Consider the following 14,004-nt stretch of genomic DNA (forward strand, 5'->3'; position numbering starts at 1 on the left):
CCGAGGAAGGAGCACCCATGAAACTGGACCTGGCCAAGACCGACAGGCACTACTACGGCGCCCCCACCGAACCCGTCCTGCGCACCTTCCGGACCTGCAACTACGCCACGGTCAGCGGTGTCGGCGCACCCCTCGGCGACGCCTACACCGAGGCCGTCTCGACCCTGTACCGAGCCGCCTACGGCGCCAAGAAGATCGCCAAGGCCGAGGGCAACGACTTCGTGGTCCCCAAGCTGGAGGGCCTGTGGTGGGTCGAATCGGACCGCCCCGCCCTGGAGGTGCCGCGTGACGAATGGCACTGGACCATGATGATCCGCATGCCCGACCCGGTGACGCCGGACATGGTCTCCGGAGCCACGTTCGATCAGCTCACCGAGGGCGACGCCATCCAGGTCATGCACCGCGGCCCGTACGCCACCGAGCCCGAGACCCTCGCCCGCATGGAAGCCTTCATGGCCGAACACCACCTCACCATGAACGGCCGCCACCATGAGATCTACCTCTCGGACCCGCGCCGCACCCAGGACGCCGCCATGCGCACCCTGCTCCGCCACCCCGTCCGGCCCCTGTCCTGACGAGGGAGCGCTCACCGTGCCATTTCGCCCGATTCGCCACGTTGAGTGCTTCCCCGATCCCGGTGATCACACGGGACGGAGGTTGATCATCTTGCGGAGGCGGGCGCGGTCGCGTTCGAGGCGGCGGGCCTCGTAGGCGATGGGGAAGTAGCGGACGCGCTCGGGGAGGAGGGGGACGGTGCGGCCGATGACCCGGCCCAGGACGCGCAGGGCGCGTTCGTCTTTCGCGGTCCACTCCAGACCGAGCTTGTCGCGGATCAGCTCGGGGGTGGTGCCAACGGTGAAGAAGTGCTGGAGTCGGCCGACCGGGTTGGCGACGGCACGCCAGACGGGGTGCAGGGGAGCGGGGATCTGCTTGGGCGGGGCGATGTTCCGGATCACGTTCAGATAGTCGTAGGCGACATTCGTTGCGACGAGGTGGTTTTCGACCTGAACCTGGAACCAGGGCTCCCATTCCGCGTAGGTCGCGGGAATCTCCTTGGGGGCTACCGAGAAATTGCGCATGAGCTGCACCGTTTCCTGGTAGTAGGACTCCTTGTCGGCATCGGTGAGCTTCCGGCTGGAGAAGTACTTGTTGCCCTCGGTGAAGGCGAACACGCCGGTGTGCAGGACCCATGCCCAGGGCGCGGACGCGAGGGCCTGGCGCTTGATGCCCTGGGCGTCGGTGGAGTTCAGGGTGGCATGCATCCGCCGCAGCCGGTCGGCCTCGGCGAGCGCCTCGTCGCCGCCGTAGATCCACATCATGACCGAGGCGATGCTGCGGGTGGCCCGGCCCATTGGGTCGGTGCGGAAGGTCGAGTGTTCGTCGACCACCGCGGCGATGGTCGGTTCCATGGTCTGCAGCAGGAAGGCGGACCCGGCGGTGAGGGAGAAGGTGAGCAGGCCGACGTCATCCCACATCCGGCTGCCGGGTTGGAACGGGCGGCGTTCGGGACGGTCTTTGGGCTCGTGGTCGAGCGCGACGGCGGCGGTCATGCTGATCTCCTTTGATCACTCCTGCCGGAGCGCCACACACCGACAGGATGAGAGAGTTACTAACAAAGCTTCTCATCATGTCGCGAGCGTGGCAATCGCCACCGGCCGTAGAGACGCGAAAAGCCGGATGGCGGGACCGGCCGGGTAAACCCGGTCCACGCCATCCGGCGTTCACTGCCCGCCGCCGGGTGAGTACGGCTGCCGGTCGCGCGGTGTGGCATGGGTAACCGCACGCGCCGGGTGGCGGGGACGTCGTCCGATCCTGGATCGGGAATCGGACGGCGATCGGGGCGTGACTAGGTCACGATGCGCAGCGGATGCTCGATGAGCTCCTTCAACTGCTGCAGGAAGCGGGCCGCGACGGCGCCGTCGATGGAACGGTGATCGGCCGACAGCGTGACGCGAAGGATCTTGCGCGCCACCACCTTCTCGCCGTCCAGCTTCAGCTCGTCCTGGGCCGCGCCGACCGCGAGGATCGCGGACTCCGGCGGGTTGATGACCGCGGTGAACTGCTCGATGCCGAACATGCCCAGGTTGGAGATGGTGAAGGTGCCGCCGGACATGTCCTCGCCGCGCAGCTTGCGGTCGCGCGCCCGGGCGGCCTTGTCGCGGCCCTCGGCGGCGATGGCGGACACGCTCTTGTGGTCGGCGTCGTGGATGACCGGGACCAGCAGGCCCGCCTCGGTGGCGACAGCGATACCGATATTGATCGCGTTGTGCCGCAACAGCTTGTCACCCGCGAAGGAGACGTTCACCGCCGGATCCAGGCGCAGCGCGGAGGCGACCGCCTTCACCAGCAGGTCGTTCACGCTGACCTTGCCGGAGCCGGTCTCCTCCAGGGTCTTGTTGATCTGCGCGCGGAAGGCGAGCAGCTCGGTCACATCGATCGCACTGGTCAGATAGATGTGCGGGGCCTGCTGCTTGGACTCGGTGAGACGCTGGGCCGAGACGCGCTGGATGGTGGTCAGCGGGATCTCTTCGTAGTCGCCGGTGGCCGGAGCGATCGCGGGAGCCGGGGCGGCGGGAGCCGGGGCGGCAGCGGCGGGCGCGACCGGAGCGGCTGTGCTGCTCGCGTTTTCGACGTCCTGCTTGGTGACGCGGCCGCCGGGGCCGGTGCCGGTCACGGCGGCGATGTCGACGCCGAGTTCCTTGGCGACCTTGCGGGCCAGCGGTGACGACTTCTTGCGCTCACCGGACTCGGCCGGAATCGCAGGGGCACTGCCATTTCCGGCAGTCGGAGCCGAATTCGCCTGCGCGCTATCGGTCGTGGCGGTGGGAGCCGGAGCCGCAGCGGCGGGAGCCACGGCAGGAGCCGGAGCGGACGCCCCGCTGCCGTCACCGAGAATCGCGATCGGCTCGCCGATGGCGACCGTGGTGCCGGGCGCGGCGATGATCTGCTCGAGCACGCCGTCCTCGTAGGCCTCGAGCTCCATCAGCGCCTTGTCGGTCTCGATCTCGGCGAGGATCTCGCCGGCCTTGACCTGGTCGCCGACCTGCTTGAGCCAGGCCGAGACGATGCCCTCCTCCATGGTGTCGGAGAGCCGGGGCATGGTTACTTCAGGCATGATTCCTTCCGGTTCTCAGCGTCGCTTGCCCACGGCGGCAAGGGTTTCGAGGGCGGCCCTGTAGAGGGAGTCCGGCGACGGGAGCGCCAGCTTCTCCAGGGGCTTGGCGTAGGGCAGCGGCACCTCGGCCATGGCCACCCGGCGCACGGGGGCGTCGAGGTAGTCGAACGCGCCCTCGGAGATGGAGGCCGCGACCTCCGCGCCGATGCCGTAGGTCAGCCAGTCGTCCTCGCCGATGACGGCGCAACCGGTCTTCTTGACCGAGGCGACAATGGTGTCGCGATCCAGCGGCCGCAGGCTGCGCAGGTCGACGACCTCCGCCGAGATGCCGTCCGCGGCAAGCTTTTCCGCGACCTGGGTGCACACGGTGGCCATGCGCGAGTAGCCGATGAGCGTGATGTCGGTGCCCTCGCGGGTGACCGCGGCCTTGCCGATCTCGGCGGGCGGCAGGTCGTCCGGCACCTCGCCCTTGGTGTTGTAGAGCGAGAGGTTCTCCAGGAACAGCACCGGATCGTCGTCGTCGATGGCGGCCTTGAGCAGCGCCTTCGCATCGGCGGGGGTGCTCGGCGCGACCACCTTCAAGCCCGGCACGAACGCGTAGTACAGCTCGATGTTCTGCGAGTGCGTCGCACCGAGCTGCTGGCCGCCGCCACCGGGGGTGCGGATGACCATCGGCACCGACGTCTGCCCGCCGAACATGCCGTAGATCTTGGCGGCGTGATTGACGATCTGGTCCAGCGCCAGCAGCGAGAAGTTGATCGTCATGATCTCGACGACCGGGCGCAGGCCCAGCATGGCGGCGCCGATGGCCGCGCCGACGAAACCCTCTTCGGCGATAGGGGTGTCGCGCACCCGCTTCTCGCCGAACTCGGCCAGCAGGCCGGCGGTGATCTTGTAGGAGCCCTCGAAGACGCCGATCTCCTCCCCGATGAGGAGGACGTCGTCGTCGCGCCGCATCTCCTCGCGGAGGGTCTCGCGCAGCGCTTCACGGTAGGTCATGACAGCCACGGTGATGTCCTTAGGCGGTGAAGAGCGGATCGCCGGGCAGGCGACGGGAATCGCCCGCGACCGGGGTCGCGTAGTTGTAATCGAACAGGGTGGCCGGGTCCGGATGCGGGGACTGATCGGCGAAATCGACCGCGGCGCGGACGCGTTCCTTGACATCGGCCTCGATGGCGGCGGCGGAGTCCTCGCTCAGCACGCCCGCGTCGAGAAGACGGTTGTGCCACAGCACGATCGGGTCGTGCTCGACGGCGGTGGAGACGGCGTCGTCGGTGCGGTACTTGGCCGGGTCGACGACGGAGTGGCCCTTGAGCCGGTAGGAGACGGCCTCGAGCAGCGCGGGCTTGCCCTCGCGACGCGCGGTCTCGATGAGGTCGCTCGCGACCTCGCGCACGGCCAGTACATCGGTGCCGTCCACACGCTCACCCCGCATGCGGTAGGACGACGCCCGCTTCCACAGATCCGGTTCGGCGGAGGACTTCTCGACGGTGGTGCCCATGCCGGTCTGGTTGTTGATGACCAGGAACACGACGGGCAGGTTCCACAGCGCCGCGATGTTCAGCGACTCGTGGAAGGCGCCGATATTGGTGGTGCCCTCACCCATCTGGCACACCACGACGTCGTCGCCGCCACGGTAGTCGATGGCCAGCGCCGCGCCGATGGCGAGCGGAACCTGTCCGCCGACAATGGCGTAGCCGCCGAGCAGGCGAGTTTCGGTGTCGTACATGTGCATCGATCCGCCCCAGCCCTTGGAGGTGCCGGTGGAGCGGCCGTACAGCTCGGCCATGACGCGGCCGGGCTCGATGCCCTTGGCCAGCGCGTAGCCGTGCTCACGGTAGTTGGTGAACAGATAGTCGGTGGGGCGCATGGCCTTTCCGACGCCGACGACGGTGGCTTCCTCGCCCAGGTTGAGGTGGCAGTAGCCGCCGATCTTGGCCTGCTGGTACGCCTGCGCGGTGCGCTCCTCGAAGCGGCGGATGAACAGCATGTCGGTGTACAGCTCGCGCAGCGTGTCGGCATCCGCGCCGCCGAAATCGGCTCCGCCGAGCAGGTTTTCCGATACGGCTACGTCGGCGGCCTGGTCGGCCGGGCGGGTCGCCTTGCGCGCCGTCTTGCGCGGCGCGGCGGTGGTCGTGGTCATGACGGAACTCCTCAACGCTTCCGGGGCGGCGCGACGTGAACCGGCAGGCCCAGCCCGACCAGGGCGGCCTCCATGCCGATCTCGCCGAGGGTGGGGTGGGCGTGAATGGTGTCGGCGAGCTCGTCGAGGGTCGCCTCCAGCGAGATCGCCAGGGCCCCTTCGGTAATCAGATCGCTGGCCGACGGGCCGATGATGTGCACGCCCAGCACCTCCTGGTGCTGCCGGCCCGCGACGATCTTCATGAAGCCTTCTTGATCGCCGAACGACTTGGCCCGGCCCAGTGCCGCGAACGGGAACTTGGCGGTGACGACGTCGTGGCCCGCGGCCTTCGCGGCGTCCTCGGTGAGGCCGACGCTGGCGATCTCCGGGTGGGTGAAGGTCGCGGCGGGGATGACGTTGTAGTCGATGTGGGCGTCGTGGCCGGCGATGGTGTCGGACGCGACCAGACCCTGATGCGAGGCGACGTGCGCGAGCAGCGCCTTACCGGTGACATCGCCAATGGCGTAGACGTGCTCGACGGCGGTGCGCAGCTGCGCGTCGACGGGGATGAAACCCCGTGCGTCGGTGTCGATTCCGGCGACCTCCAGGCCCAGCCCGGCGGTATTGGGGCGGCGGCCGACGCCGACCAGCACCACGTCCGCGGCGAGCTCCTGCGCCTGCGGGCCGGCGACGGTGACGGTGAGGCCGGTGCCGCCCTGGGCAATGGCCGTGACCGTCGCACCGGTCAGCACCTTGATGCCGCGCTTGGTGAACGAGCGCCCCAGGGCGGTGCCGATCTCCTTGTCCTCCAACGGAACCAGGCGATCCTGCATCTCGACCACGGTGACATCGCTGCCGAACTCGTGGAACAGGTTGGCCCACTCCGCGCCCACCGCGCTGCCGCCGATAACGACCAGGCGCTTGGGCACCTCGGTGAGGCCGAACGCGCCGTCGGAGGTGATCACGCCCGGCAGATCCGCGCCCGGGATCGGGAGTACGGCCGGGATCGAACCGGTGGCGACGATGACATCCTTCGCGCTCACGGTCCGGACGGCGTTCGCGGTCGGGGCGGCGGCGTAGCGCGGGCCGCCCTCGAAGATCGGCGACGGCCCGGCCTCCACGACCTCGACCGTGGTCGGCGAGGTGAAGCGCGCATGGCCCTCGATGACGGTCACGCCATTGGCCTTCAGCAGGCCCGCGACACCGTCGGTCAGCTCCTTGACGATGCCGTCCTTGCGCTGCCGCACCGCGGCGTAGTCGAAGCGCAGGTTATCGGCGTAGATGCCGAAATCGGCGGCGTGCGCGATGGTGTGGAAGACCTCGGCGGAGCGCAGCATGGCCTTGGTCGGGATGCAGCCCCAGTTCAGGCAGACGCCGCCCGGGCGTTCCTTTTCGGCCAGGGCCACTGTCAGGCCCCGCTGGGCGGCGCGGATGGCGGCGACGTAACCGCCCGGACCGCCGCCGATCACCAGAAGATCGAATTCCGGCACTCGTGGTGCTCCTCGTTCTCGATTGCTGTCGTAACCCGCCATCGGTTGTGATGCGAGTCATTCCGATCGAGTCTGTCGGTCACCAAATGCACAATCAATGCACTGGAAGCCCATATATGACACGGCGGGGCTGGGCGCAGAGCACAATTCGTACCCGTGAGTAGCGGGCTTTCGGTGGCTCAGTCGCGGTCGGCGCCGGCCAGTCCCAGGGCGGCCAGGGCGAGGGAAAGCTCCAGGTAGGCCCGCTGCCCCTCGAGCGGGCGGCCGAGCAGCAGGGTGATGCGCTGCAGCCGGTTGATGACCGTGTTGCGATGGCAGTGCAACTTCGGCGCGGCATTGGCCGCCGAGCAATTCTCGGCCAGCCAGACGGTCAGTGTGCGCAGCAGAATGTCGCGCTCCTTGGGCGGCAGTTCCAGCACGGGGCCGAGGGTGCGCGCGACGAGCAGATCGGTGAGATCGGGGGAGCGCAGCAGCAGCGCCTCCAGGTAGCGCTCGTCCAGTGAAACCAGCAGCCCCTGCTGATCGCCGGGCACGGTGTCCAGCGCGAGCACCGCCAGCCCGTGCGCGGTATCGATGCCCGCCAGGCCCGGCACCGCCGGCGAGACCCCCGCCCGCCCCCGGATCAGCGGCCGAAGCTGGTGCAGCACAGCCGAACTCCCGCGATGCTCGAGCGACACCAGCCCCACCGTGGAATCCACCCGCTCGTGCCACACCGACCGGATCCCCGACACCCCCAGCGCCGCCTCCGCCCCCATGTGCAGTCGCGGCCCGCCCTCACCGCGCGCCACCACCACCAGGTATGCCCCGTTCGCGGGCAGATTCAGCTCGCGTCCCGCCCGCGCGGCGAAGGTGGCGTCGTGCGCCCGCCCCGCCAGCAGATCCTCGATCAGCGAATGCCGGCGCCGCTCATCGCTGCGCACCCGGTCGAGTTCGGTGTTCCGGTACGAGGTGACCAGCGCCGACGACATCCCGTCGACCACCGCCCACATCGCCGAACCGACCTGCCGGGTCTCCGCCGAACCGATGTCATCGGCCTTGTCCAGCAACGCTTCCCACACGATCTGGCCGCCCAGCCGGAAGGTCCGCAGCATGGCCTCCAGCGGCACGCCCTGCTCGGCCCGCCGCCGCCCGATGGCCGCGGCCACATCGTCCCCGTCCGGATCCGGCGGCTGTCCGCCCAGCAGATCCAGGATCCGCGTCAGATACCGTCGGCACCCGTCCCGCAGGTCCGCCCGCGGCACCGCCGTATAGTCCGTCCACCCCGGATTGTCGGTGAAAATGGCCGCGATCAGCTGCTTGGTCAATGCGGGCACCTCGGCGTGACACGCCGCGGCCAGCCGTTGCGTGCCGACCGCCGGGATCGGATGCCTGGGTGCCGCCATGACCCTCAACCTACGCTGGGCCCGCGGCCGCCCGCCCCAGCCGGGCCGGTCAGCGGGTTTCGACGCCGCCCAGGACCGGTTTGATGTCGAGGACGGGGGTGCCGTCGATGGCTTCCAGGCCCGCTACGCCGAGGACCTCGGGAGACACCGTGGTGATGGTGACCTCGTGCAGGCCGATCGGGTTGGGGCGGTCGGGGGAGCGGGTGGCGAACACGCCGGTGGGCGGCCGGGTGCGGTCGCCGCGGGGATGGACCGCGAGCACCTCGCGGCTCCCGCCGTGCAGCCAGGTAAGCAGGACGACGCGCATACCCGGGCGCAGATCGGCTGCGGCCGCGGCGAATTCGGGGGCGAGGACGATATCGGCGGGTGGGGCGTCCTCGTCGGCCTGGCGCGGCGCGCCGGTGCGGTCGGTGAGCGGGGAGCGGACCCGGCCCACCGGTCGCACCTCGAAATGATCGGGGCTGTCGGAGAGTTCCGAGGACACGATCGTCTGCTCCTTCCACCGTGGCGCTGCGGCGGCTGTGCCGTGCGCGTCGAGGCCGACGTTCCGGCCATTGCCGTTATAGCCGACGCGGTGGGCGGCGTCCATGATCGGATCTTCGCCGCGGGCGACGGTGAACCGGATCTCTACCCCTCTGAGCTGGTATTTCATCGAAGCTGTCACATTCGGCCCGGTTGCTCGGTCGTGGAGGTGTGGGCCCCGATCTTCCGGACGCGCCCGCACGGTTCGGATGGACCGACCGGTCGTGATCGAGGAGACTTCGGCAATGGGCAACGAGCGTGACGAACTGGACCTGGTGGCACGGGAATTCGAGCTGCAGCGCGGCCGGCTGCGGGCGCTCGCACAGCGCATGCTGGGCTCCTCCGCCGAAGCCGAGGATGCCGTCCAGGAGGCCTGGCTGCGACTGAGCCGCTCCGAGACCGACGGGATCGACAATCTGGCCGGCTGGCTCACCACCGTCGTCTCCCGCGTCTGCCTGAACATGCTCCAGTCGCGCGGCACCCGGCGCGAGGACGCGCTCGCGGACTACGACGCACCGGAAGCCCGCTTCGGCCCGGAACAGGAAGCGCTGCTAGGCGATTCGATCGGCGCCGCCCTGCTGGTGGTGCTCGACACCCTGACCCCCACCGAGCGCCTCGCCTTCGTCCTGCACGACATGTTCGCCGTCCCGTTCGAGGACATCGCCCCCATTCTCGGCAAAACCCCCGCCGCCGCCCGGCAACTCGCCAGCCGCGGCCGGCGACGCGTGCGCGGCGTCGACGAGATCGCCGTCGACCGCGAACGCCAGCAGGAAGTGGTCAATGCCTTCCTGACCGCCTCCCGCGGCGGCGACTTCGCCGCCCTGCTGGAACTGCTCGACCCCGACGTGGTGGTGCGCGCCGACGCCATCGGCGTCACCATGGGCGCGGACCCCGAAGTCCGTGGCGCACGGGCGGTCGCGACCACCTTCGCGGGCCGCGCCAAGGCCGCCCGCCCGGCCCTCATCGACGGCCTCGCCGGCCTGGTGTGGTCGACCGGCGGCACCCCGCGCGTCGTCTTCGATTTCACCGTCGTCGACGGCCGCATCACCGCCATCGAAATGCTGGCCGACCCCGATCTGCTGGGCGACCTGAATCTCGAAATGCTCGGCTGAGAGCGGTCGGCGGGGAATCGTCGATCCGCGCACCGGCGAGCAAATATTCACGAGAGATTAACGGCCACACCGATATTCGATGGGCAGAATGAATTGTCGAACATCCTGACACGTCGAGGGGAGTGCAATGAACGCAATGGCCGCTCCGGCGCCGGCCGCGTCGATTCCGGTTTTCGGCTCGCTTCCGCGGCTGGTGCGGGAATTCGTTGCCCGCCAGCTGCTCCCGTCGCGGGAAAGCGACCAGCGAATACTGGCCCGCACACCCCTCGCCATACTCGGCCCCGCCCCGACGCCCTACCAGCGGTAAGCCGATCGCCCGGAACCGCGGCGGTCTTCCAGTCGACGCCGCCGCGGTATCCGCTGATCGGACTGGGCGCCACGGTTTTTCGCCGACGGCGTGATTTGACGGCGTATGATCGGCCGCGATGGGCACCCGGAGCCAGCCCCTGCAAGTTGTCACAACCGACTGGGACGTGTTTGTGCACGGCCTGGCCGGCTGCCTTGCGAAACTACCCTCCCGCGCCACCGTCATCCTCGCCGCGACCGGTAATCGCTACGTGCAATTCCAGCAGTTCGACATCAAACTCTCCGCCGAACTCACCGGCAATTACTATCTCGCCGAACCGATTTCCGAGGCCGCCGACCGCCTCCTGCGCGAGCTGGGCTGGACCGCGCCCACCCTCCAGCACGAAATCGAGAACTGGCGCCGCACCATGCACTGGCCGATCACTCGCACCGGCTTCGAGGACCTGGCCCGCTCGGCCGCCCGCGGCCTGCACGAGGCCCTCGGCGTCCCCACCCCCGACGACCTGCGCGCCACCGGCTGGACCGAGACCACCGCCCTGGACCTGTCCGCGTTCGCCGCGCCACCCCGCCCCTGATATCTGCTCGCGGCCGGGCATGTCCGGCGCTTCAGGTTCACTCGGGCCAGGTGGCGCGACCCCAATTGATCAGGGACACCATGTCGTCGCCGCTCGCGATGGCATGGTCGAGGTCGCCGTCGACGCTCTCCGCACCCGATACGACACCGCACAGCCGGACATGGCCGTCGTCGAACCAGGAGAAGAAGAGCCCACCCGCATTGCCGTGATCGAGGCTCGCCTCGACCTCGAGGTACCAGCCGTTGTCGTCCTCGTGATCGTGTTCCACGCTCTGGTTGATCCGTACCGCCGGACGCGTCCCGCCACCCATGTCGGCCGGGTAGCCGATGCTGTGCCAGACCTGGAGCCCGCGCCAGTCGTCCGCGAACGAGGTGGCGCCCAGGAACCCGAGTTGATGGCCCATGGGCTCGAACAACCGGCACAGCATGAAGTCGTGCCCGGCACCGTATTCGGTGTCGCGCTCGGTGTTGTAGTGCGCCAGATCGCTGACATCGCTCGAACCGAACGGCGCGTTCGGATCGGCGCCGCTGTCGAAGTGCGGCGAGAAGGTCATCCACCAGCTGCCCCGGCCGATGCTCTGGCTCGGCCGCAGCTGGTCCGCGGTCAGCACGAGCCGGGCGCCGACCAGCACGCCGGATCCCGCCATGCCGTCACTGTTGGTGACCCGCCCGGTCAGAATCCACGGCCAGGTGTGATCGATCAGCAGGTGCCGCCGATCGCCGGAAGATGCGAACGGCGGCCGGCAGTCACCGGTGAGTCTGCGCGAATGTGCATGCAGTGCAATGATTTCCGTGTGTGGGCGGGTATGAACCGGCATATCCTTCGGCAGGAATCCGGCCAATTGCTCCGGTGCGTGCTCGCCGCGTCCCCGGCGCGGCAGTGCGACCACGCCGCGACCGGTCCGCTGTGGCGTCGTCGCGGCTCTGGACCGACCGCTCCGCTCGAACTCGCCCGCGCAGGTCTCGAACTCCGCGGCGGTGAGCCGGCGGCGTTCCGAGAGACGCTTCATGGTGCATCCCTCCCGAATGAGTGACGAACAGGGTTGTGACGACTACGATCCTGCGCCGAAGCGATCGCGCCGACACGGGTAGCGCGATACCCGAATCGGGCGGCTGTTGTTACTCGCGCGGATCGGGCCGCAACCCGGCCGCGAGCCGCTCTCCGGTTGACCAGAGCCCCGCCGCAGCCGCTGCGACGGGGCCCGGTTGTGGTGGGCTCAGCCCACCAGGTTGTGGTGGAGGCGGAGGATGGTGCCGGCGTCCAGGCCCAGGCCCTTGGTGAGGAAGTGGTCGAAATCGCCGTACTGCTGGTTCATCTGGTTGACGGCGGTGTCCAGGTACTCGTCACTCACTACCTGCAGCGGGATCAGCAGGTCGGGGTTCTGCATGATCCCGGCCGCCTTCAGCTGGGCGCGCTGGGCGGCGTCGGCCGCGGCACGGTACTGGTTGGACAGCAGGTAGTCCTTGCGCGCGATGGTCTCCGGTACACCTACCGCGCGCAGCAGCACATACGTCATCCAGCCGGTCCGGTCCTTGCCCGCCGTGCAGTGGTAGAGCGTCGCCCCGTTGGCGGCCGCGATGTCCTTGATGGTCTGACCGAACGTGGCCACCGAATCCGCGCTCAGGAAGCTGACATAGGCGTCCTTCATCATCTGCTCGGCCTTGCCGTCCCCGAGCGCGGCCTGCTGCTGCACCGGATCCTTGGACCCGATGGCCTGCGCCATCTTGATGTACATGCCGCCGTCGTCGATGGGCCGCGCCACCGCGGTCAGCCCGGTCGGCAGCCGGTCCGCACCCTGCGCCTGCACCTCGGCCTGCGTCCGGAAGTCGATCACCTTCTGAATGCCGAGCGTGCCCAGCTTCTGGACATCGGCATCGGTCAGCTTGTTCAGCGCATCGGACCGAATCACCTTCCCGGGCCGCGTCGGATCCCCGGTATAGGTGACATACCCGCCCACATCCCGGACATTCACCGCCCCCTGCAGCGTGATCTGAGTGGCATCCGCCCGCATGATCGGCGCGGCCACAGCCGTCGGCAGCCCTCCGACCCCGAGCACCGCGGTGGCGATAGCAGTCAAAGCGAACACTGAAACACGAAGTAGTGCAAAACGTTTGGTTTTCACAGCCCGGGACGCTAGGGGTGCTGACGCGTCCCCCGCAGTCCTACCCACGGTTCCTCTCACCCACCGAACCTCCCACCCCGCCCACCGGGACCACGCCTGAACCGCCTTCAATGCCCTTGCGCCCCAGTGAATTTCACGCAACGTCGGGTGAACTTCCGTGCGTAGCAACGTCCGGAAAGGGCGGAGCCACCTGGCTGCTCCGCTGGCCGACATGGCAACGAAGACGGCAACACCAGGCAAAACCGGCCCACTATCAGCGAAGACAGGCGCTTCATCACAAGGTGATGCTGGAGCTAGGTCAGGTACTATGCATCGGTTGAGGCTGTGACCGCATCCGAGCTGCAAGCTAGAGGAGGCGACCCATGACTACTGCACAACAGTTCGAGTTTCCCCCGCGCGACGGTTTCGTGGTCACCCATTTCCTCGTCGTCTCCGACCAGGACAGATCGCGCGACTACTACCGGACTGTGTTCGGCGCCCAGGTCGTGCACGATCGTGACCCCGTCATCCTGCAGTTGGCCAACACTTGGCTGATCCTCAACGACGGCGGCGGTCCGACAGCGGACAAGCCGACCGTAACCCTCACCACGCCACAAGACCCCGACACGGTCAGCGCCTTCCTCAACATCCGCGTCGCCGACATCTACCGGTCGCAGCGCGAATGGACCGCCCGAGGTGCGGATTTTCTGACCGAACCGGTCGACCACCCTCACGAACTCCGCGCCTACATCCGTGATCCCGACGGCCACCTCATTGAAGTTGGCCAATCGAAGGGGCTCTGAACTGCCTGCGGGGACTGCCGCATACTGCTTCAGCTTCCGCTGGAGGTCGGTGACGGCCTCTAGGCACCGCGAATAGTTGACCGTCGAGGTCAGTTGAACAACGACCTTAGTTCGTTCAGCCGCCGCCTCAATCTCATTGCGCTGCAGGAAGGCGGTGGCCATCGCGGCCTGGCCGAGGCCGCCCCTCCGTGCGCGCCGCTGTTCCAGGCATTCCTGAATCGAGAGGTCAGCGGAGCGGTCAATTTCGTTGGGCTGACCGAGATCCCGGAAGATCTGAGCAGCCTCACCGAAGAAGCTCTGCCGTCTCCTCGGTGTCCTGACTTTCTCCTTATCGCGTAGTGAGGACACAGCCCAGGGACACAACGGTTGACAGGCAGGACACACGAGGCGGCGGTGGCCCGCGCCGACGTTCGCCGCCAAGACCTACCGCGCCCCGGCCACGCCGGTGCAGCAGACGGTCGCCGGCACCATCGCCG

Annotated in this window: 15 protein-coding genes; 6 read left to right on the top strand and 9 right to left on the bottom strand. The window is 68.4% G+C overall.

The features are described 5' to 3' along the window. Nucleotides 1-17 precede the first annotated feature (17 nt). Nucleotides 18-575 (top strand): GyrI-like domain-containing protein, encoded by a 558-nt coding sequence (locus tag AB0L60_RS20090; protein WP_364615905.1) that lies wholly within the window; start codon nt 18-20, stop codon nt 573-575. 66 nt (nt 576-641) lie between these two features. Here AB0L60_RS20090 and AB0L60_RS20095 read toward each other — a convergent pair whose 3' ends face one another. The 7 genes from AB0L60_RS20095 to tsaA all read right to left on the bottom strand — a co-directional run bounded on the left by AB0L60_RS20095 (nt 642) and on the right by tsaA (nt 8,761). Further along, complete coding sequence (locus AB0L60_RS20095) at nt 642-1,550, bottom strand: oxygenase MpaB family protein (protein ID WP_364615908.1); 909 nt, start codon at nt 1,548-1,550, stop codon at nt 642-644. Nucleotides 1,551-1,846: 296 nt separating this feature from the next. After that, the gene (locus AB0L60_RS20100; RefSeq protein ID WP_364615911.1) at nt 1,847-3,115 is read right to left on the bottom strand and encodes a dihydrolipoamide acetyltransferase family protein; all 1,269 of its coding nucleotides are present in this window, start codon (nt 3,113-3,115) and stop codon (nt 1,847-1,849) included. Nucleotides 3,116-3,130: 15 nt separating this feature from the next. Continuing rightward, nucleotides 3,131-4,114 carry an alpha-ketoacid dehydrogenase subunit beta gene (locus tag AB0L60_RS20105; protein ID WP_364615914.1) on the bottom strand — a complete coding sequence of 328 codons (984 nt, stop codon included), beginning with the start codon at nt 4,112-4,114 and terminating at the stop codon, nt 3,131-3,133. A 19-nt stretch (nt 4,115-4,133) separates the two neighbouring features. Then, nucleotides 4,134-5,258: a pyruvate dehydrogenase (acetyl-transferring) E1 component subunit alpha gene (gene pdhA / locus AB0L60_RS20110; protein ID WP_364615917.1), complete on the bottom strand. Its 1,125-nt coding sequence runs from the start codon at nt 5,256-5,258 to the stop codon at nt 4,134-4,136. Nucleotides 5,259-5,269: 11 nt separating this feature from the next. Continuing rightward, complete coding sequence (gene lpdA / locus AB0L60_RS20115; RefSeq protein ID WP_364615920.1) at nt 5,270-6,727, bottom strand: dihydrolipoyl dehydrogenase; 1,458 nt, start codon at nt 6,725-6,727, stop codon at nt 5,270-5,272. Nucleotides 6,728-6,906: 179 nt separating this feature from the next. After that, entirely contained in the window at nt 6,907-8,109 is a 1,203-nt protein-coding gene (locus tag AB0L60_RS20120) for a helix-turn-helix domain-containing protein (protein WP_364615923.1), read from the bottom strand. Between the two features lie 49 nt (nt 8,110-8,158). Beyond that, nucleotides 8,159-8,761, bottom strand: coding sequence for a tRNA (N6-threonylcarbamoyladenosine(37)-N6)-methyltransferase TrmO (tsaA, locus tag AB0L60_RS20125; protein WP_364615926.1), 603 nt, complete (start codon nt 8,759-8,761; stop codon nt 8,159-8,161). 115 nt (nt 8,762-8,876) lie between these two features. Here tsaA and AB0L60_RS20130 point away from each other — a divergent pair, with 115 nt between their 5' ends. The 3 genes from AB0L60_RS20130 (at nt 8,877) to AB0L60_RS20140 (ending at nt 10,624) form a co-directional block, all read left to right on the top strand. Beyond that, entirely contained in the window at nt 8,877-9,743 is an 867-nt protein-coding gene (locus AB0L60_RS20130; protein ID WP_364615929.1) for a sigma-70 family RNA polymerase sigma factor, read from the top strand. A 136-nt stretch (nt 9,744-9,879) separates the two neighbouring features. After that, on the top strand, nt 9,880-10,050 hold the full coding sequence (locus AB0L60_RS20135) for a hypothetical protein (RefSeq protein WP_364615932.1): 171 nt from the start codon (nt 9,880-9,882) through the stop codon (nt 10,048-10,050). Between the two features lie 118 nt (nt 10,051-10,168). Beyond that, entirely contained in the window at nt 10,169-10,624 is a 456-nt protein-coding gene (locus tag AB0L60_RS20140; RefSeq protein ID WP_364615935.1) for a hypothetical protein, read from the top strand. Between the two features lie 37 nt (nt 10,625-10,661). Here AB0L60_RS20140 and AB0L60_RS20145 read toward each other — a convergent pair whose 3' ends face one another. Next, on the bottom strand, nt 10,662-11,633 hold the full coding sequence (locus tag AB0L60_RS20145; protein WP_364615938.1) for a hypothetical protein: 972 nt from the start codon (nt 11,631-11,633) through the stop codon (nt 10,662-10,664). A 207-nt stretch (nt 11,634-11,840) separates the two neighbouring features. Continuing rightward, nucleotides 11,841-12,710: a tyrosine-protein phosphatase gene (locus AB0L60_RS20150; protein ID WP_364615941.1), complete on the bottom strand. Its 870-nt coding sequence runs from the start codon at nt 12,708-12,710 to the stop codon at nt 11,841-11,843. 398 nt (nt 12,711-13,108) lie between these two features. Between AB0L60_RS20150 and AB0L60_RS20155 the strand changes: the two genes are divergently transcribed. Further along, nucleotides 13,109-13,528, top strand: a complete 420-nt coding sequence (locus AB0L60_RS20155) for a VOC family protein (RefSeq protein ID WP_364615944.1) — start codon at nt 13,109-13,111, stop codon at nt 13,526-13,528. Nucleotides 13,529-13,621: 93 nt separating this feature from the next. Continuing rightward, nucleotides 13,622-13,867, top strand: a complete 246-nt coding sequence (locus AB0L60_RS20160; RefSeq protein WP_364615947.1) for a hypothetical protein — start codon at nt 13,622-13,624, stop codon at nt 13,865-13,867. The last annotated feature ends 137 nt before the right edge of the window (nt 13,868-14,004 follow it).

The organism is Nocardia sp. NPDC051981 (assembly GCF_040680715.1).
Classification (GTDB): Bacteria; Actinomycetota; Actinomycetes; order Mycobacteriales; family Mycobacteriaceae; genus Nocardia.

What these genes read in the sequence shown, in the direction of transcription:
- AB0L60_RS20135 (WP_364615932.1), top strand. Translation starts at nt 9,880, where the DNA reads ATGGCCGCTCCGGCGCCGGCCGCGTCGATTCCGGTTTTCGGCTCGCTT.
- AB0L60_RS20130 (WP_364615929.1), top strand. Translation starts at nt 8,877, where the DNA reads ATGGGCAACGAGCGTGACGAACTGGACCTGGTGGCACGGGAATTCGAG.
- AB0L60_RS20145 (WP_364615938.1), bottom strand. Translation starts at nt 11,633, where the DNA reads ATGAAGCGTCTCTCGGAACGCCGCCGGCTCACCGCCGCGGAGTTCGAG.
- pdhA (WP_364615917.1), bottom strand. Translation starts at nt 5,258, where the DNA reads ATGACCACGACCACCGCCGCGCCGCGCAAGACGGCGCGCAAGGCGACC.
- AB0L60_RS20140 (WP_364615935.1), top strand. Translation starts at nt 10,169, where the DNA reads ATGGGCACCCGGAGCCAGCCCCTGCAAGTTGTCACAACCGACTGGGAC.
- AB0L60_RS20095 (WP_364615908.1), bottom strand. Translation starts at nt 1,550, where the DNA reads ATGACCGCCGCCGTCGCGCTCGACCACGAGCCCAAAGACCGTCCCGAA.
- AB0L60_RS20100 (WP_364615911.1), bottom strand. Translation starts at nt 3,115, where the DNA reads ATGCCTGAAGTAACCATGCCCCGGCTCTCCGACACCATGGAGGAGGGC.
- AB0L60_RS20155 (WP_364615944.1), top strand. Translation starts at nt 13,109, where the DNA reads ATGACTACTGCACAACAGTTCGAGTTTCCCCCGCGCGACGGTTTCGTG.
- AB0L60_RS20120 (WP_364615923.1), bottom strand. Translation starts at nt 8,109, where the DNA reads ATGGCGGCACCCAGGCATCCGATCCCGGCGGTCGGCACGCAACGGCTG.
- tsaA (WP_364615926.1), bottom strand. Translation starts at nt 8,761, where the DNA reads ATGAAATACCAGCTCAGAGGGGTAGAGATCCGGTTCACCGTCGCCCGC.
- AB0L60_RS20105 (WP_364615914.1), bottom strand. Translation starts at nt 4,114, where the DNA reads ATGACCTACCGTGAAGCGCTGCGCGAGACCCTCCGCGAGGAGATGCGG.
- AB0L60_RS20090 (WP_364615905.1), top strand. Translation starts at nt 18, where the DNA reads ATGAAACTGGACCTGGCCAAGACCGACAGGCACTACTACGGCGCCCCC.